Raw genomic sequence first — 18,956 nt, forward strand, 5'->3', positions numbered from 1 at the left:
TTTCGTTTGCAGGACAAGGTGTTCAAATTTTTATTCACATCCTGTGGACATATCAAGCATCACGTTTTAGTCCCTTTTCAATCACACGAACCAGACGCTGTTTCTGCGGGAGCTGGACTTCGGTAGCGTCCTCGCTTCGCTTGATTAATTGTTGCGCAATCGCCCAATCAATGTGCTCATCAAGAAGTGGGTGCTCACATTTCCGTTGCTGCAACGTCTCCAGAATCGCTTCATCCCAGGGTGCATTTCCCAACGCCACCGCAATATTTCGCAGCCAACGTAAATGGCCAATTCGACGAATTGCCGAACCTTCTGTCACGCGCAGGAAATACTCTTCGCTCCAGGTGAACAGCTCAGCCAGCTCCGGCGCATGCAATTTGCTACGCGGGCTAAAGTCGTCTTCTGTGGTTAATTGTGAGAAACGGTTCCACGGGCAAATCAGCTGGCAGTCGTCGCAACCATAGATTCGGTTGCCGATAAGCGGCCTGAACTCTTCCGGGATTGCACCTTCAAGCTCAATAGTGAGATAAGAGATACAACGGCGGGCGTCAACGGTGTAGGGTTCCACAATCGCACCAGTCGGGCAGATAGTCATGCAGGCCACACAACGCCCACACTTTTCCTCAATGGGATTATCAATTGGCAGTGGTATATCGACTAACAGTTCGCCGAGGAAAAAGAACGATCCTGCTTCCTGGTTGAGGATTAGTGAGTGCTTACCTGTCCAGCCCAGCCCGGCTTTTTCCGCCAATGGGCGTTCAAGAATCGGCGCTGAATCCACAAAAGGTCTAAAATTCAGCGTGGAACAATGGGACTGGATCATCTCGCCCAGTTTTTTGAGCCGATTACGTAGCAGTTTGTGATAATCACGCCCAAGCGCGTAACGGCTGATGTAACCGATTTTGGGATTTTTGAGCGTGGAAGCAAAAGCTGCATTCGCGGGGAGATAGTTCATCCGCACGCTAATGACGCGCAAAGTACCGGGCAGCAATTCGTGTGGTCGGGCGCGCATCATGCCATGACGAGCCATCCAGTCCATCTCGCCATGATATTGTTTATCCAGCCACATCTGGAGCGCAGGCTCGCTGGCAGAGAGATCGGTATCGGTTATGCCAACTTGTTGGAAACCGAGTTCGATACCCCACTGTTTGATATTTTGCGCTAATTGATTGAGATCGAGGGGCTGTGACATGACGGACCTGAGCCTAAAAATAACCGCCAAAAGTATACCACACTCAGTCTGGTCCGCAGACTGGTTGCGCACCGCTGAGAAACAGGCAGCGGATTACCTGGGATTAACGTTATACGAGTTAATGCAACGGGCAGGGGCAGCGGCGTTTAATGTTGCCCACGAACTCTACCCGCAAACTCAGCACTGGCTTGTGGCATGTGGGCATGGCAACAATGGTGGCGATGGTTATGTCGTCGCACGACTTGCGCAGGCTGCTGGTATTCGCGTCACGTTACTGGCGCTTGAAAGCGACAAACCTTTGCCTGAAGAAGCCGCTTACGCACGTGATGCCTGGCTGGGTGCTGCAGGCGTTATTCATGCACCAGAGCATGTCTGGCCTGACGATATCGATCTTGTGATTGACGGTGTGCTCGGCACAGGGATAAACAGCGCCCCACGCGATGCGGCCGCCCGGCTTATCGAAAAGTGTAATCAGCATTCGGCACCTGTTATTGCGCTGGATATTCCTTCCGGTTTACTCGCAGAAACTGGTGCAACACCAGGCGTTGTGATTAACGCTTCTCATACCATTACGTTTATTGCTCTCAAACCTGGTTTACTGACCGGGAAAGCGCGCGATGTAGTGGGCAGACTGCATTTTAATGCGTTGGGTCTTGAAACCTGGTTGCAGGGGCAAACTGCGCCAATAAGCCGTGTGGATAGCGCGCAACTGACGGGCTGGTTGCCTCCGCGTAAACCTACGTCGCATAAAGGGACAAATGGGCGGCTGGTCATCATTGGTGGTGACCACGGTACTGCCGGAGCGATTCGCATGACCGGTGAGGCTGCGCTACGCGCTGGAGCGGGTTTGGTCAAAGTTTTGACTCGTTCAGAAAACATTGCACCGCTTATTACCGCCCGACCAGAACTGATGGTTCAGGATCTCACGTCAAATTCACTTGATGAATATCTCGAATGGGCGGATGTGGTGGTTATCGGCCCCGGTCTTGGGCAGCAGGAATGGGGCAAAAAAGCCCTACAAAAAGTAGAGAACTGCCGTAAACCGATGCTGTGGGATGCCGATGCGCTCAACCTTCTGGCAATCAATCCCGATAAACGTCAGAATCGCGTTATTACGCCGCATCCTGGTGAAGCTGCCCGGCTGTTAAATTGCTCGGTATCACAAATTGAGAGTGACCGCTTACTTTCCGCAGACCGTCTTGTAAAACGTTATGGCGGAATTGTGGTCTTAAAAGGTGCCGGTACGGTTGTTGCCAGCCAAAGCGGCGAATGCTCACTCATTGATGTGGGAAATGCCGGGATGGGAAGTGGCGGTATGGGGGATGTGCTATCCGGGATCATCGGAGCATTGCTGGCACACAAGTTAACCCCGTATGATGCGGCATGCGCCGGATGTGTTGTACATGGCGCTGCTGCTGATGTACTGGCTCAGCGCTTCGGTACACGTGGCATGTTAGCAAGCGACTTATTCTCGACGATGTACCCTTTTGTTAACCCGGATTTGAATAGCAAAGAAAATGATTAATCGAGTTATCGCATTACCTGATGAAACTGCGACCTTAGAATTGGGTGCGCGTCTGGCAAAAGCCTGTATCGGTGCCACAGTGATTCATCTGTATGGTGACCTGGGTGCGGGCAAGACGACATTCAGCCGTGGTTTTGTGCAAGCGTTGGGCCATAAAGGCAATGTTAAGAGCCCAACTTACACGTTGGTCGAACCGTATGAGCTCGGCGATTTGATGGTATATCACTTTGATCTCTATCGCCTTGCTGATCCAGAAGAACTCGAATTTATGGGAATTCGTGACTATTTTACCAATGACGCAATTAGTCTGGTGGAATGGCCGCAAAAAGGTCAGGGTGTGCTGCCGGAACCGGATGTCGAAATCCACCTAAGTTACCAGGCCGAAGGGCGCGAGGCGTGCCTGAAAGCAGTTTCCTCATCTGGTGAGTCGTTACTGGCGCGGTTTGCCAAATAACAAGGATGACGGGATGATCTTTCGCGTGAAAAGTTGGTTGATGGCGGCGTGCTTACTGTTGCTTACGGCACAGTCGGGTGCCGCGAGTTTAGCGGATATTCAGGTATCAAATGGTGATTCTCAGGCGCGGATCACCTTTAGTTTTATTGGTGATCCTGAATATGCTTTTTCTCAGGATGATAAGAAAAGCGTTGCTCTGGATATCAAACAAACGGGTGTGATCAGAGGATTACCGCTGTTGTTCAGTGGCAATAACCTGGTGAAAAGCATTCGGTCAGGGCAACCAAAAGACAGCGATTCTTTACGCCTGGTGGTTGATCTCACTGAGCCTGGCAAAACTCGCGCTGTAAAACAGCAAAATGGTTCTAATTACACGGTAGTGTTTACCATTAACGCCGATGCTCCACCTCCGCCACCTCCTCCTCCGGTGGTGGCTAAACGTGTTGAAGCGCCGCCCGTTGTCCGTTCAACAGAACCTGCAAAAAATCCCTTTAATCCGCAGACCGTGACTGGAGCCATCAGTTCGAATACGGCGATGCATCCTGCGCGAACTCAGCGCACCACAACTCAATCCGATACCGTGGTTGTGGCCATTGATGCAGGGCATGGTGGACAAGATCCGGGTGCGATTGGTCCTGGTGGTACAAAAGAGAAAAATGTCACTATTTCTATTGCCCGTAAGCTACGTTCCTTGCTCAATGATGACCCGATGTTTAAAGGCGTGCTGACCCGTGATGGCGACTATTTCATTTCAGTGATGGGGCGCTCAGACGTAGCACGCAAGCAGAACGCTAATATTCTGGTTTCCATTCATGCTGATGCTGCACCTAACCGCGATGCGACGGGAGCATCGGTATGGGTGTTGTCAAACCGTCGCGCAAATAGCGAAATGGCGGGCTGGCTCGAACAGCACGAGAAGCAATCCGAGTTGCTGGGTGGTGCGGGCGATGTACTGGCTAATAGCCAGGCCGATCCGTATCTGAGCCAGGCGGTGCTGGATTTGCAATTCGGCCATTCCCAGCGTGTCGGGTATGATGTGGCGACCAAAGTACTGGCTCAAATGCAACGCGTCGGTGCGTTACACAAGCGTCGCCCTGAGCATGCAAGCCTTGGCGTATTGCGCTCACCAGATATCCCTTCTGTGCTGGTGGAAACCGGGTTTATCAGTAACAACTCGGAAGAGCGTCTGCTTGATAGCGATGATTATCAGCAAAAAATTGCCCAGGCCATTTATCAAGGGTTGAGGGACTATTTCCAGACGCATCCGTTACAATCAGCACCTGGACCGGGGCAAACCGCACGTTCGCAAGGTGCGGGTCTCGATCAGGTCGCGATTACTCAATAAGGAAATTTCATGCCGATTCAGGTTCTGCCGCCGCAACTTGCCAACCAGATTGCTGCTGGCGAAGTGGTAGAGCGCCCCGCATCGGTGGTGAAGGAGCTGGTTGAGAACAGTCTGGATGCTGGTGCTACTCGTATTGATATTGATATCGAACGCGGTGGCGCCAGGCTCATTCGTATCCGCGACAACGGTTGTGGTATCAAAAAAGACGAGCTGGCGCTTGCGTTGGCGCGCCATGCCACCAGTAAAATTGCTTCACTTGATGACCTTGAGGCGATTATTAGCCTTGGTTTTCGTGGCGAAGCGTTAGCGAGTATTAGCTCGGTTGCCCGTCTGACGTTAACGTCACGTACTGCCGATCAAAATGAGGCCTGGCAAGCCTATGCCGAAGGCCGAGAACAAGATGTGACGGTGAAACCCGCAGCGCATCCAGTCGGAACCACGCTTGAAGTGTTGGATCTGTTTTACAACACGCCTGCCCGGCGCAAATTCATGCGCACTGAAAAAACCGAATTCAACCATATTGATGAGATTGTCAGACGTATTGCGCTGGCACGCTTTGATGTGTCGATCAATCTGACACATAACGGCAAAGTCATTCGGCAGTATCGTGCGGTCGCAGAAGGCGCGCCTCGTGAACGTCGGCTGGGGTCGATTTGTGGTACGGCTTTCCTCGAACAAGCGCTGGCCATTGAATGGCAGCATGGTGACCTGGCATTGCGCGGCTGGGTGGCTGAACCTACGGCGACGACTTCCGCACTGGCAGAGATTCAATATTGTTACGTCAATGGCCGCATGATGCGTGACCGTTTGATCAATCACGCCATTCGTCAGGCCTGTGAAGATAAGCTTGGAGCCGATCAGCAACCGGCATTTGTGCTCTATCTGGAGATTGACCCGCATCAGGTGGATGTGAATGTGCATCCAGCCAAACACGAAGTGCGGTTCCACCAGTCTCGCCTGGTACATGATTTTATCTACCAGGGTGTACTGAGCGTATTGCAGCAGCAGACAGAAAACCGTTTGCCACTGGAAGAGGCTAACGAAGAACCGCAACAGAGTTGGCAGCCGGAAAACCGTGTGGCATCTGGCCGCAACCAGTTTTCAACACCTGCACCCACTTCTTCGGTTGTTCGCGAATCATCGTCTCGCAGTTCTTCGCCAAATAGCGGCGAATATAGCGGCGGTGGTGTCAGCAAAAACACACCTTTATGGCCTCATGCGGCACCGGGTTTCCAGAAAAAAGAAGGGGCGTTGTATCGCGAACTTCTGAATACGCAAGCCTCCCCGACGCCAAAAAATCGTGCCGCTGAACCTGAAACTGACGCAGCGTTAGACGCCCACGCACAAAGTTTTGGCCGTGTACTGACGGTGCTCGCACCAGACATGGCATTGCTGGAACGCGACGGAAAAATCATGCTGCTTTCATTAAGCGTGGCTGAACGCTGGTTGAAAATGGCTCAGTTAGTACCGGGTAGTGAAGGTGCGCGGGCACAACCATTGCTGATCCCTGTACGCCTGAAAGTGACGAAAGAAGAGCAGGACGTTCTGGTTAAATATCAGTCGCTTTTATTGGAAATGGGTATCGAATTTGTCGCAGAATCGCGTCAGATAACAATTCGCACCGTACCTTTACCTTTACGTAAACAAAATTTACAAATCTTGATTCACGAACTGCCAGGATACCTGGCGCAACAGACAGAGGTGAGCGCAACTCAGATTGCTCAATGGTTTGCTCGTCAAATGGACGGCTTTCATGAACAATGGAATCAGGCACAGGCAATTGCCTTGCTGGCTGATGTAGAGCGCCTTTGTCCGCAGCTGGTGAAATCACCACCTGGCGGTTTGTTACAACCTGTTGATTTACAATTGGCGATGAACGCCCTGAAACATGACTGAAGTTAAGCAAAGCCTGCCACAGGCAATTTTTCTGATGGGGCCGACGGCCTCAGGTAAGACAGCGTTAGCCATTAATTTGCGTAAAACGTTGCCGGTAGAGTTGATAAGCGTCGATTCGGCCCTTATCTATCAAGGAATGGATATTGGTACAGCGAAGCCTACGGCCGAAGAACTGGCTCAGGCTCCGCATCGGTTACTCGACATTCTCGACCCGGCACAGGCTTATTCCGCCGCAGATTTCCGGCGCGATGCGTTGGCTGAAATGGCAGATATTACTGCCGCCGGTCGTATCCCCTTGTTAGTTGGGGGAACGATGCTCTACTTCAAGGCATTGTTAGAAGGTTTGTCACCGTTGCCATCTGCCGATCCAGAAGTTCGGGAACGGATAGAAAAACAGGCTGCAGAGCAAGGATGGGAGACGTTGCATCGAGAGTTAGCACAGGTTGATCCTGTCGCCGCTGCACGTATTCATCCAAATGATCCACAAAGGCTTTCCCGCGCACTGGAAGTTTTTTTCATTTCGGGTAAAACTTTAACGGAACTGACGAAAACGTCAGGAGAAGCTCTGCCTTACCAGGTGCATCAGTTCGCCATCGCCCCGGCGAGCCGTGAACTGCTCCATCAACGAATTGAGCAGCGTTTTCATCAGATGTTAGCTTCTGGATTTGAAGCTGAAGTACGGGCTCTTTTTGCCCGTGGTGATTTGCATACGGACATGCCTTCCATTCGTTGTGTGGGTTACCGGCAGATGTGGTCTTATCTGGCGGGTGAAATTCCACATGATGAAATGGTTTATCGTGGTATTTGCGCGACGAGACAATTGGCTAAGCGCCAGATGACCTGGTTAAGAGGCTGGGAAGGTGTTCACTGGTTAGACAGTGAGAATCCGTCTCAATCTTATAACGATGTAGTACAGGTTGTTAGTGCGAAGCACCAATGAATGTGTACAATTGAATCGTTATGGTGCGCAGTATCTTACGCAGTTTTTCAGAGCCTCAGGGTTCTTGAGTTACAAACAACAAGCATATAAGGAAAAGATAGAATGGCTAAGGGGCAATCATTACAAGATCCGTTCTTGAACGCACTGCGTCGCGAACGTGTTCCAGTTTCTATTTATTTGGTGAATGGTATTAAGCTGCAAGGGCAGATTGAGTCTTTTGATCAGTTTGTGATCCTGTTGAAAAACACGGTCAGCCAGATGGTCTATAAGCACGCGATTTCAACTGTTGTTCCGTCACGTCCGGTATCTCATCACAGCAATAACACCGGTACTAGCGGTTCTGGCAGCTACCACCATGGTGGAAGTGCGCAAGGTTCTGCGCCACAACAAGATAACGAAGACGCTGAATAAGGCGTAACGTTGTTTTTCCAAGCCGGGGAACCAGGGATGATGGGTTCCCCGCTGGTCTTTTTGAGAGGTTATACGCTTGTTTGACCGTTATGATGCCGGTGAGCAGGCGGTGCTGGTACACATCTATTTTTCGCAAGACAAAGACATGGAAGATCTAGAGGAGTTTGAATCTCTGGTCTCTTCAGCCGGCGTCGAAGCATTGCAGGTGGTTACTGGTAGCCGTAAAGCTCCTCACCCGAAGTATTTTGTTGGTGAAGGTAAGGCAATTGAAATTGCCGATGCAGTGAAAGCCACTGGGGCATCGGTCGTTTTATTTGATCATGCGTTGTCTCCAGCTCAGGAGCGTAACCTCGAAGCGCTGTGTGAATGTCGTGTCGTCGACAGAACCGGCCTGATTTTAGATATTTTTGCTCAACGTGCGCGTACCCATGAAGGTAAGTTGCAGGTTGAACTGGCTCAGTTACGTCACATGGCAACTCGCCTTGTGCGCGGCTGGACCCACCTTGAACGTCAGGGAGGGGGGATAGGTTCACGAGGCCCTGGGGAAACTCAGCTTGAAACCGACCGCCGTTTACTACGCAATCGGATTATGCAGATCCTTGGACGCTTAGAACGAGTCGAAAAACAGCGTGAACAAGGGCGAAGATCACGTGCCAAGGCTGATATCCCAACCGTATCTCTGGTGGGCTACACCAACGCCGGCAAATCTACCCTGTTTAATCAGATAACTGCGGCTGGTGTTTATGCTGCAGATAAGTTGTTTGCCACACTTGATCCAACATTACGTCGTATTAACGTCGCGGATGTTGGTGAAACCATACTGGCAGATACAGTTGGTTTTATTCGTCACCTGCCACACGATTTAGTGGCGGCGTTTAAGGCAACCTTGCAGGAAACTCGTCAGGCGACACTGTTATTACATGTCATTGATGCAAGCGACCTCAGGATTGAGGAAAACATTGCCGCGGTAGATGCCGTTCTCGAAGAGATTGAGGCTGATGAAATTCCAACGCTCTTGGTGATGAATAAGATAGATATGTTGGATGATTTCGTTCCACGTATCGACAGAGATGATGAAAATATGCCGATTCGGGTCTGGCTTTCTGCCCAGACCGGAGACGGCGTTCCACTGCTTTTCCAGGCTTTGGCAGAGCGTTTATCTGGTGAAATTGCACAGCATACGTTGTGCTTACCCCCCCAGGCAGGCCGACTGCGGAGCCGGTTTTATCAGCTTCAGGCAATAGAAAAAGAGTGGATGGAGGAAGACGGCAGTGTTGGCTTACAAATTCGTATGCCTATTGTTGACTGGCGTCGCCTCTGTAAACAAGAACCGGCACTCGCTGACTACATCGTTTAGCAAGTCAAGGGAATGTCCTGAAGACTTTTTCCCCTTCGGGGGATATCACCGCACAACAAATATGGAGCATAAACATGGCGTGGAATCAGCCCGGTAATAACGGACAGGACCGCGACCCGTGGGGAAGCAGCAAACCTGGCGGCGACTCTGGGGGTAACAAAGGAGGGCGGGATCAGGGGCCACCTGATCTGGATGATATCTTCCGAAAATTAAGTAAGAAACTTGGTGGTCTGGGCGGCGGTAAAGGCGGCGGTTCCGGTTCCGGTGGTGGTTCTTCGCAACTTCCACGTCCTCATATTGGTGGCCGCATGGTTGGCATCGTTGCCGCCGTGGCTGTCGTAATTTGGGCAGCAACTGGGTTCTATACCATTAAAGAAGCTGAACGTGGTGTTGTGACTCGTTTTGGTCAATTCAGCCATTTGGTTGAGCCGGGTCTGAACTGGAAACCGACATTCATTGATAGTGTCAGAGCGGTAAACGTTGAGGCAGTACGTGAATTGGCGGCTTCTGGTGTGATGCTGACTTCCGACGAGAACGTTGTTCGCGTCGAAATGAACGTTCAGTATCGCGTTACCGATCCGCGTCGATATCTGTTTAGCGTGACCAGCGCAGACGATAGCCTGCGTCAGGCAACCGACAGCGCACTGCGTGGTGTTATTGGTAAATACACCATGGATAAGATCCTCACCGAGGGTCGTACCATTATTCGTAACGATACCCAGCGCGAACTGGAAGAAACCATTCGTCCATACAACATGGGTATCACTTTGCTGGACGTCAACTTCCAGGCTGCTCGCCCGCCGGAAGAGGTGAAAGCTGCATTTGATGATGCGATTTCTGCGCGTGAGAACGAACAGCAATACATCCGTGAAGCAGAAGCGTATACCAACGAAGTTCAGCCGCGTGCTAACGGTCAGGCGCAGCGTATTCTCGAAGAAGCTCGCGCTTATAAAACACAGACTGTGTTAGAAGCTCAGGGTGAAGTTGCTCGTTTTGCCAGATTGTTGCCGGAATACAAGGCTGCGCCGGAAATTACCCGTGAGCGTCTGTATATCGAAACTATGGAAAAAGTGCTTAGCCATACCCGTAAAGTTCTGGTTAACGACAAAGGTGGCAACCTGATGGTGCTTCCTCTGGATCAGATGCTTAAAGGTGGTTCACAGCCTGCGGCGAAGAGCGATACGAGTGGTGCGAACAACTTGTTGCGTCTGCCACCTGCATCCAGCTCAAGCAGCGGCAGCGCCAGCACACCGTCCTCGTCAAGCCGGGGCGATATCATGGATCAGCGCCGTGCCGACGCACAGCGCACTGATAACCAGCGCGTAGGGAGTGAATAACGATGCGTAAGTCAGTCATTGCTTTAATTATCATCGTGCTGGTAGTGCTGTTTACCTCGGTCTTCGTGGTACAGGAAGGTGAGCGCGGAATTACGTTACGTTTCGGTAAAGTGTTGCGTGATGATGAAAACAAGCCGGTGGTCTACGAGCCAGGTCTGCATTTCAAAGTACCGTTTATCGAGTCGGTTAAAACCCTTGATGCACGTATTCAGACTATGGATAACCAGGCCGATCGCTTTGTAACCAAAGAGAAGAAAGACCTGATCGTCGATTCCTATATCAAATGGCGTATCAGTGATTTCAGCCGCTACTACCTGGCAACAGGTGGTGGTGACGTTTCTCAAGCTGAAGTGCTGTTAAAGCGTAAGTTCAGTGACCGTCTGCGTTCTGAAATTGGTCGTCTTGATGTGAAAGACATTGTGACCGATTCTCGTGGCCGTCTGACTCTGGACGTTCGTGATGCGCTGAACTCTGGTTCTGCAGGTACAGACGATGAAGTGTCTACACCTGCTGCTGACGATGCGATTGCATCAGCTGCTGCTCGTGTAACGGCGGAAACCAAAGGTAAAGTGCCAGTGGTTAACCCGAACAGTATGGCAGCGCTGGGTATTGAAGTGGTCGATGTGCGTATCAAGCAAATCAACCTGCCAGCTGAAGTTTCTGAGGCTATCTACAACCGTATGCGCGCAGAGCGTGAAGCGGTTGCTCGTCGCCACCGTTCACAAGGTCAGGAAGAGGCTGAGAAGCTGCGTGCTACCGCCGACTACGAAGTGACTCGTACTCTGGCAGAAGCCGAGCGTATGGGCCGAATCAGCCGTGGTGAAGGCGATGCAGAAGCTGCCAAACTGTTTGCTGACGCATTCAGCCAGGATCCAGATTTCTATGCCTTCATTCGTAGCCTGCGTGCTTACGAGGCGAGCTTCAATTCTGGTCAGGACGTTATGGTGTTAAGCCCGGATAGCGATTTCTTCCGCTATATGAAAACACCAGCGAACAGTTCACGTTAATATTCGCAAGCGTTTTATCAAGAGCCGGTCTGACCGGCTCTTTTTTTATGGGTGTTAGAGGAAATTATGAATTCGACAATCTGGATGGCATTAGCACTGGTATTAGTGCTCGAAGGACTCGGACCGATGCTTTATCCGCGTATGTGGCGTCGTATGATTGCCGCTTTAATCCAATTACCCGACAACACGCTACGTCGTTTTGGCGGTGGACTAGTGGTTGCAGGTGTTGTTGTCTACTACATGTTGAGTCGAAGCGGCGGCTAAGCCACATTGAGGTAGATGATTACCATTTTGTATACTAAAAGGGCTGATCATCGAGGAAACCGATGGTAGAATCCTTTTTTAAGCAAACGGTGATTTTGAAAAATGGGTAACAACGTCGTCGTACTGGGCACCCAATGGGGTGACGAAGGTAAAGGAAAGATCGTAGATCTTCTGACTGAACGGGCTAAATATGTTGTGCGCTACCAGGGCGGTCACAACGCAGGCCATACTCTCGTAATCAACGGTGAAAAAACCGTTCTTCATCTTATTCCATCAGGTATTCTGCGTGATAACGTTACCAGCATCATCGGTAATGGCGTTGTGCTTTCTCCTGCTGCACTGATGAAAGAGATGAAAGAGCTGGAAGACCGTGGGATTCCGGTACGTGAGCGCCTGCTGTTATCTGAAGCATGCCCGCTGATCCTTGATTATCACGTAGCGCTGGATGTGGCTCGTGAGAAGGCGCGTGGTGCTAAAGCTATCGGTACTACCGGTCGTGGTATCGGCCCTGCGTATGAAGACAAAGTGGCCCGTCGCGGCCTGCGCGTTGGCGACCTGTTCGACAAAGCCACCTTTGCCACTAAGCTGAAAGAAGTTCTGGAATACCATAACTTCCAACTGGTTAACTTCTATAAAGTTGAAGCGGTTGACTACCAGAAAGTTCTGGACGATGTCATGGCGGTTGCTGACATTCTGACCAGCATGGTAGTTGATGTGTCCGATCTGCTGGATCAGGCACGTAAGCGCGGCGACTTCATCATGTTCGAAGGTGCTCAAGGCACACTGCTGGACATCGATCACGGTACCTATCCGTACGTGACCTCTTCCAACACCACCGCGGGTGGCGTGGCAACAGGTTCCGGCATTGGTCCACGTTATGTTGATTATGTTCTGGGTATTATCAAAGCGTACTCAACTCGCGTTGGCGCAGGTCCGTTCCCAACTGAACTGTTTGATGATATCGGCGAGTTCCTGTGCAAACAAGGTAACGAGTTTGGTGCGACCACTGGTCGTCGTCGTCGTACAGGTTGGTTGGATATCGTTGCTGTGCGTCGTGCAGTGCAGATCAACTCCCTGTCAGGTTTCTGCCTGACCAAGCTGGACGTACTGGACGGCTTGAAAGAAGTTAAACTGTGCGTAGGCTACCGTCTGCCAGATGGCCGTGAAGTGACTACCACTCCAATGGCTGCTGACGATTGGGAAGGTATCGAGCCAATCTACGAAACCATGCCAGGCTGGTCCGAAACGACCTTCGGCGTGAAAGAACGTAGTGGTTTGCCGCAAGCAGCGCTGGATTACATCAAGCGTATTGAAGAACTGACTGAAGTACCAGTAGACATTATCTCTACCGGTCCAGACCGTTCTGAAACCATGATTCTGCGCGATCCGTTCGACGCATAATGATGTGATGGGGTGTGCTTAGCGCACCCCAACTGTTTTATCCTGCCGTTTTATCTACCTTCCCCGTTAAATAAATTAGCTGGCAACCATATGGCTGGTTTATCATCAATATATCTACCCGTCATACTTCAAGCTGTGGAGGTGTTGGCTGCACTCACAAACCCCAGTCACTTACTGAAGTAAGCTCTTGGGAATTTGCTCCCTTGCCGCCTATCCATAACTTGAATTATTTAGGGTATTGAGTATTCGCTTATGAAAAGCGTTTCCCCTCCCACCTAAGAGGTTGATGTGCAGTTAACGAGTTTTACTGATTACGGTTTACGTGCTTTGATTTATATGGCGTCTTTGCCAGAAGGCAAAATGACGAGCATTTCTGAGGTAACAGAAGTGTACGGAGTATCACGTAACCACATGGTGAAAATCATCAATCAACTCAGTCGCGCGGGCTATGTGACAGCAGTGCGCGGCAAAAACGGTGGTATTCGCCTCGGCAAACCTGCGCAAACAATCCGTGTGGGTGATGTGGTGCGCGAGCTGGAACCGCTATCTTTGGTGAACTGTAGCAGTGAGTTTTGTCATATTACCCCCGCATGTCGCCTCAAACAGGCACTGGCTCAGGCGGTGCAAAGCTTTCTAACAGAGCTGGATAAGCACACGCTGGCCGATTTGGTGGACCAAAACCAACCGCTCTACAAATTATTGCTGGTGGAATAAATCACGATTTCCTCAGCAAATGACAACGGAGGAACCGCAATGTCAAAAGATCCTTTTCAGGAACGAGAAGCCGAAAAATACGAAAACCCGATCCCAAGCCGGGAGTTTATTCTCGCCCATCTCTCTAAACGTGAAAAACCAGCCAATCGTGACGAACTGGCTGAAGAACTGAATATTACTGGTGAAGAACAACTTGAAGCGCTACGTCGCCGTCTGCGAGCCATGGAACGCGATGGACAGTTGGTCTTTACCCGTCGCCAGTGCTACGCCCTTCCAGAACGTCTTGATTTGCTAAAAGGCAAAGTCATTGGCCACCGCGATGGCTTTGGTTTCCTGCGTGTAGAAGGTCGTAAAGACGATCTCTACCTTTCATCTGAACAGATGAAAATGTGTATGCATGGCGATATCGTGCTGGCGCAGCCGCTGGGTGCCGACCGTAAAGGCCGTCGCGAAGCGCGTATTGTGCGTGTGCTGGAGCCAAGAACCGGGCAAATTGTGGGTCGCTATTTTACCGATGCTGGTATCAGTTTCGTAGTGCCAGACGACAGCCGTCTAAGCTTCGATATCCTTATCCCGCCGGAAGGTGTGATGGGCGCGCGTATGGGCTTTGTGGTGGTCGTTGAACTGACCCAGCGCCCAACTCGCCGCACCAAGGCTGTGGGTAAAATTGTCGAGCTGCTTGGCGACAACATGGGCACCGGCATGGCCGTCGATATGGCGCTGCGCACCCATGAAATCCCATACATCTGGCCACCAGAAGTTGAAGCTCAGGTTGCTTCCCTGAAGGAACAAGTGCCGGAAGAGGCCAAAGTCGGCCGCGTAGATTTGCGTGACCTGCCACTCATGACCATCGATGGCGAAGATGCGCGTGACTTTGATGACGCCGTATTCTGTGAGAAAAAACGTGGTGGGGGCTGGCGCTTGTGGGTTGCGATTGCTGACGTAAGTTATTACGTTCGCCCGCCAACCGCACTGGATAAAGAAGCGCGTAACCGCGGCACGTCAGTTTACTTCCCGTCGCAGGTTATCCCGATGCTGCCGGAAGTTCTGTCCAACGGCCTGTGCTCGCTCAATCCACAGGTTGACCGTCTGTGTATGGTCTGTGAAATGACTATCTCGGCAACGGGTCGCCTGACAGGTTCTAAATTCTACGAAGCGGTAATGAGCTCCCATGCACGTCTGACCTACACCAAAGTGTGGCACATGTTGCAGGGCGATCAGGAACTGCGTGAGCAGTATGCACCGCTGGTTAAGCACATCGAAGAGCTGCACAACCTGTATAAAGTGCTGGATGTTTCCCGCGCCGAGCGTGGTGGTATCTCGTTCGAAAGTGAAGAAGCGAAGTTTATCTTCAACGCGGAACGCCGCATTGAGCGCGTTGAGCAAACTGTGCGTAACGATGCGCACAAGCTAATCGAAGAGTGCATGATCCTCGCGAACATTGCAGCCGCTCGTTTTGTTGAAAAGCATAACGAACCGTCGCTGTTCCGCGATCATGACCGCCCAAGTAACGACGCGATCACCGCGTTCCGTTCTGTGCTGGCAGAGTTGGGTCTGGAATTGCCGGGCGGGCAGAAGCCTGAACCGCGTGATTACGCAGAACTGCTGAACTCGATTGCCGATCGTCCGGATCATGAAATGCTGCAAACTATGTTGCTGCGTTCTATGAAACAGGCGGTTTACGACCCAGAAAACCGTGGTCACTTCGGTCTTGCGCTGCAATCTTATGCGCACTTTACTTCGCCTATTCGCCGTTACCCTGACTTGCTGTTACACCGTGCAATTAAGTATCTGCTGGCGAAAGAGCAGGGCCATAAGGGCAACAGCACCGAGTCTGGCGGCTGGCACTACGACATGGAAGAGATGCTGCAACTTGGTCAGCACTGTTCTATGGCTGAACGCCGTGCCGATGAAGCTACACGCGACGTTGCCGACTGGCTGAAATGCGACTTTATGCAGGATCAGGTCGGTAATACCTTTACAGGCATTATTGCAAGCGTCACCGGTTTTGGCTTCTTTGTACGCCTGACCGATCTGTTTATCGACGGTCTGGTGCACGTTTCAACGCTTGATAACGACTACTACCGCTTTGACCAGGTTGGGCAACGCCTGATTGGTGAATCTGGTGGTCAGACTTATCGCCTGGGCGACCGTGTAGAAGTGCGCGTTGAAGCCGTCCACATGGATGAGCGCAAGATTGATTTTGCTCTGCTCTCAAGTACTCGAGCACCTCGCGGTGCGGGTAAAACTGAGAAAGACAAAGCGAAAAAAGGCGCTAATGGTAACGGACCAAAACGTCGCCAGAGCGGTAAACGCACCAACTTCGAGCCAGATAGCACTTTCCGTAAAGAGAAAGGGCCAGCTAAACCGAAGAAAGCGAAAGCCGACAAAAAAATCGAGAAAAACGCTGAACCGAAGGCGAAGAAACCAAAAACGCCATCGGACAAAACTCGTAAAATAGCGGCAGCCACGAAAGCTAAACGGGCAGCGAAAAAGCAACCGAGCTAGCCTTGAAAGGGTGGATGGTACTTTGTTATCCACCCTGAAACTGCTTTTTGTAAGTCGGATTAGCGTAAGCGACATCCGACATTTACGAGCAAATTAACACTGGTGCATCAGCACCTGAAATGAGTAACAGTAATGAGTGAAATGATTTACGGCATTCACGCCGTCCAGGCGCTACTTGATAACGCCCCTCAGCGTTTTCGGGAAGTCTTTATTCTTAAAGGCCGTGAAGACAAACGTCTGATGCCTTTAATTCATGCGCTGGAAGCCCAGGGTGTGCCGGTTCAAATGGCAAACCGCCAATGGCTGGATGAAAAATCTGAAGGCGCCGTGCACCAGGGCATTATTGCTCGCGTGAAGCCGGGTCGTCAGTATCAGGAAAATGATCTTCCGGACTTGCTTGCAAGCCTGGAACAGCCATTCTTGCTGATTCTGGATGGCGTTACCGACCCTCACAACCTCGGTGCCTGCCTGCGTAGCGCAGATGCTGCCGGTGTGCATGCGGTTATCGTACCGAAAGACAGGTCTGCACAACTGAATGCGACTGCCAAGAAAGTGGCCTGTGGTGCCGCTGAGCATGTTCCGCTTATCAGTGTGACCAACCTGGCTCGAACTATGCGTTTATTGCAGGACTCGAACGTTTGGATCGTCGGTACTGCAGGTGAAGCAGACCACACTTTGTTCCAGAGCAAAATGACTGGCCCGATGGCGCTGGTGATGGGCGCTGAAGGTGAAGGTATGCGTCGACTGACACGTGAGCATTGCGATGAGCTAATTAGCATCCCAATGGCTGGAACCGTTTCTTCCCTCAACGTCTCCGTTGCTACCGGTATTTGCCTGTTCGAAGCTGTGCGTCAACGCAGTTAAATCCTTGTGGGGTGCTTTCGCACCCCGCTTTGTGATCCCCCTCCATGCATAAGCGCTGTCACCGTCCATACTAATGGCATTGCCATTACAGGAGGGAACACGATGCGCTGGCAAACTCATACCGTTTTCAACCAACCAATACCCCTCAACAACAGTAACCTTTTTCTTTCTGATATCTCGTTAACCGAGGCTGTAGCTCGTGAAGGGGCTGGCTGGGATGCGGAACTTCTGGCAAGTATCGGCCAACAACTGGGTTCGGCTGAATCGCTGGAACTCGGCCGCCTGGCGAATGCCAATCCACCTGAATTACTTCGCTATGATTCCAGCGGTGAGCGACTCGATGATGTGCGTTTTTACCCTGCCTGGCATTTACTGATGCAGGGGTTGTGTGCCAATCGGGTTCATAATTTGCCGTGGCAGGAAGATGCGAGGCAGGGCTCATTTGTGGCAAGAGCCGCGCGCTTTGTTCAGCACGCGCAGGTGGAAGCGGGCACGTTATGCCCCATCACTATGACATTTGGTGCCATTCCTCTCTTGCTTAAGTATCTACCCAAAGAGTTTCAGCCGTGGCTAAAGCCGCTACTCAGCGATCGTTACGATGCGCACCTCTCACCTGGCGCTCAAAAACGTGGCCTGTTGATTGGCATGGGGATGACCGAGAAACAGGGCGGGTCGGATGTGCTCAGCAACACCACACGGGCTGAGGCCATCGACAAACGTGGCCCGGGTGAAATGTATCGCATAGTCGGCCACAAATGGTTTTTCTCCGTTCCACAAAGCGACGCGCATTTGATTCTGGCGCAGGCGAAAGGCGGTCTTTCTTGTTTCTTCCTGCCACGGTTTTTACCTGATGGGCAGCGTAACCAGGTTCGTTTTGAACGATTGAAAGACAAGCTCGGGAATCGTTCAAATGCGAGCAGTGAGGTTGAGTTTTGCGATGCTACGGCGTGGCTTATCGGTGAAGAGGGGGAAGGTGTTCGTTCGATTTTGAAAATGGGTGGCTATACCCGCTTTGATTGCGCGCTTGGCAGTCATGGCCTGATGCGCCGTGCGCTCTCTGTCGCGTTATATCACGCACACCAACGTCAGGCATTCGGCAAAACGCTGATCGACCTCCCGATTATGCGCCAGGTTCTTGGGCGTATGGCTTTGCAACTTGAAGGGCAAACGGCGTTTCTTTTTCGTCTGGCCCGCGCCTGGGAATCACCCGGTAATCCGCATGAGTTGGCTTATAGCCGTCTGTTTACGCCTGCTGCCAAGTTCAGCATCTGCAAAGCAGGAATCCCATTTGTTGCGGAAGCGATGGAAGTGCTTGGGGGAGCTGGTTATTGCGAAGAGAGCGAGTTGCCACGTATTTACCGTGAAATGCCGGTGAATAGTATCTGGGAAGGGTCGGGCAATATCATGAGCCTTGATGTGTTACGTGTTCTGGCCAAACAGCCCGGTGCGATGGAGATGTTGCATGCGGAGTTTGACGAAGTTAAAGGGCAAAATCGGCATTTCGATCGTAGCTGGCGGCAGTTGCAACAGCGACTTCATAAGCCACAAGAGGAATGGGGCAGGGAAGTTGCTCGAATGCTGGCTCTTCTGGCGACAGGTACCCAGGTTTTACAGCATCTCTCTCCACCTTCAGGTGAAGCCTGGTGCCGTATGATGCTGGACTCTCGAGGGGAAAGTGTTTTACCGAATCAGGTACTTATTGATGTCCTGCTCAGAGCGACAGGGCGCGCAGGATAGAACA

The 18,956-nt window shown here is 51.4% G+C and carries 16 protein-coding genes; 15 read left to right on the forward strand and 1 reads right to left on the reverse strand.

The annotated features are described in order from the left end of the window. Positions 1-52: 52 nt before the first annotated feature. Positions 53-1,192 (reverse strand): tRNA epoxyqueuosine(34) reductase QueG, encoded by a 1,140-nt coding sequence (queG, locus tag M979_RS19695; protein ID WP_064556125.1) that lies wholly within the window; start codon positions 1,190-1,192, stop codon positions 53-55. On the opposite strand from queG, the gene nnr reads away from it, so the two are divergent. From nnr to M979_RS19770, 15 genes are all read left to right on the forward strand, one after another. Further along, entirely contained in the window at positions 1,191-2,717 is a 1,527-nt protein-coding gene (gene nnr, locus M979_RS19700) for a bifunctional ADP-dependent NAD(P)H-hydrate dehydratase/NAD(P)H-hydrate epimerase (RefSeq protein ID WP_064556126.1), read from the forward strand. The two genes, queG and nnr, sit on opposite strands and share 2 nt — an antisense overlap. Next, positions 2,710-3,171: a tRNA (adenosine(37)-N6)-threonylcarbamoyltransferase complex ATPase subunit type 1 TsaE gene (gene tsaE, locus M979_RS19705; protein ID WP_034461161.1), complete on the forward strand. Its 462-nt coding sequence runs from the start codon at positions 2,710-2,712 to the stop codon at positions 3,169-3,171. The genes nnr and tsaE overlap by 8 nt, the downstream gene beginning before the upstream one ends. 13 nt (positions 3,172-3,184) lie before the next feature. After that, positions 3,185-4,516: an N-acetylmuramoyl-L-alanine amidase AmiB gene (gene amiB, locus M979_RS19710; protein WP_034461163.1), complete on the forward strand. Its 1,332-nt coding sequence runs from the start codon at positions 3,185-3,187 to the stop codon at positions 4,514-4,516. A 9-nt stretch (positions 4,517-4,525) separates the two neighbouring features. After that, entirely contained in the window at positions 4,526-6,412 is a 1,887-nt protein-coding gene (gene mutL / locus M979_RS19715; protein ID WP_064556127.1) for a DNA mismatch repair endonuclease MutL, read from the forward strand. Then, positions 6,405-7,352 carry a tRNA (adenosine(37)-N6)-dimethylallyltransferase MiaA gene (gene miaA, locus M979_RS19720; RefSeq protein ID WP_064556128.1) on the forward strand — a complete coding sequence of 316 codons (948 nt, stop codon included), beginning with the start codon at positions 6,405-6,407 and terminating at the stop codon, positions 7,350-7,352. Before mutL ends, miaA begins: the two co-directional genes overlap by 8 nt. Before the next feature lie 102 nt (positions 7,353-7,454). Continuing rightward, positions 7,455-7,763 (forward strand): RNA chaperone Hfq, encoded by a 309-nt coding sequence (gene hfq / locus M979_RS19725; protein WP_034461169.1) that lies wholly within the window; start codon positions 7,455-7,457, stop codon positions 7,761-7,763. A gap of 76 nt (positions 7,764-7,839) precedes the next feature. Further along, entirely contained in the window at positions 7,840-9,120 is a 1,281-nt protein-coding gene (gene hflX, locus M979_RS19730; RefSeq protein ID WP_034461172.1) for a ribosome rescue GTPase HflX, read from the forward strand. Positions 9,121-9,194: 74 nt separating this feature from the next. Continuing rightward, complete coding sequence (gene hflK / locus M979_RS19735; protein WP_034461173.1) at positions 9,195-10,457, forward strand: FtsH protease activity modulator HflK; 1,263 nt, start codon at positions 9,195-9,197, stop codon at positions 10,455-10,457. Positions 10,458-10,459: 2 nt separating this feature from the next. Further along, a complete protein-coding gene (gene hflC, locus M979_RS19740; RefSeq protein ID WP_034461175.1) occupies positions 10,460-11,464 on the forward strand; it encodes a protease modulator HflC in 1,005 nt (334 codons plus the stop codon). A 66-nt stretch (positions 11,465-11,530) separates the two neighbouring features. Next, the gene (locus tag M979_RS19745) at positions 11,531-11,728 is read left to right on the forward strand and encodes a DUF2065 domain-containing protein (RefSeq protein WP_034461177.1); all 198 of its coding nucleotides are present in this window, start codon (positions 11,531-11,533) and stop codon (positions 11,726-11,728) included. Positions 11,729-11,830: 102 nt separating this feature from the next. After that, complete coding sequence (locus M979_RS19750) at positions 11,831-13,129, forward strand: adenylosuccinate synthase (protein ID WP_034461178.1); 1,299 nt, start codon at positions 11,831-11,833, stop codon at positions 13,127-13,129. A gap of 288 nt (positions 13,130-13,417) precedes the next feature. Further along, positions 13,418-13,843 (forward strand): nitric oxide-sensing transcriptional repressor NsrR, encoded by a 426-nt coding sequence (nsrR, locus tag M979_RS19755; protein ID WP_034461180.1) that lies wholly within the window; start codon positions 13,418-13,420, stop codon positions 13,841-13,843. 39 nt (positions 13,844-13,882) lie between these two features. Then, positions 13,883-16,351, forward strand: coding sequence for a ribonuclease R (rnr, locus tag M979_RS19760; protein ID WP_034461182.1), 2,469 nt, complete (start codon positions 13,883-13,885; stop codon positions 16,349-16,351). Between the two features lie 132 nt (positions 16,352-16,483). Continuing rightward, entirely contained in the window at positions 16,484-17,215 is a 732-nt protein-coding gene (rlmB, locus tag M979_RS19765) for a 23S rRNA (guanosine(2251)-2'-O)-methyltransferase RlmB (protein ID WP_064556129.1), read from the forward strand. Between the two features lie 102 nt (positions 17,216-17,317). Next, the gene (locus tag M979_RS19770; RefSeq protein ID WP_064556130.1) at positions 17,318-18,952 is read left to right on the forward strand and encodes an isovaleryl-CoA dehydrogenase; all 1,635 of its coding nucleotides are present in this window, start codon (positions 17,318-17,320) and stop codon (positions 18,950-18,952) included. Positions 18,953-18,956: the final 4 nt, after the last annotated feature.

Origin of the sequence: Buttiauxella noackiae ATCC 51607, from assembly GCF_001654865.1 — a bacterium.
GTDB classification, from domain to species: domain Bacteria; phylum Pseudomonadota; class Gammaproteobacteria; order Enterobacterales; family Enterobacteriaceae; genus Buttiauxella; species Buttiauxella noackiae.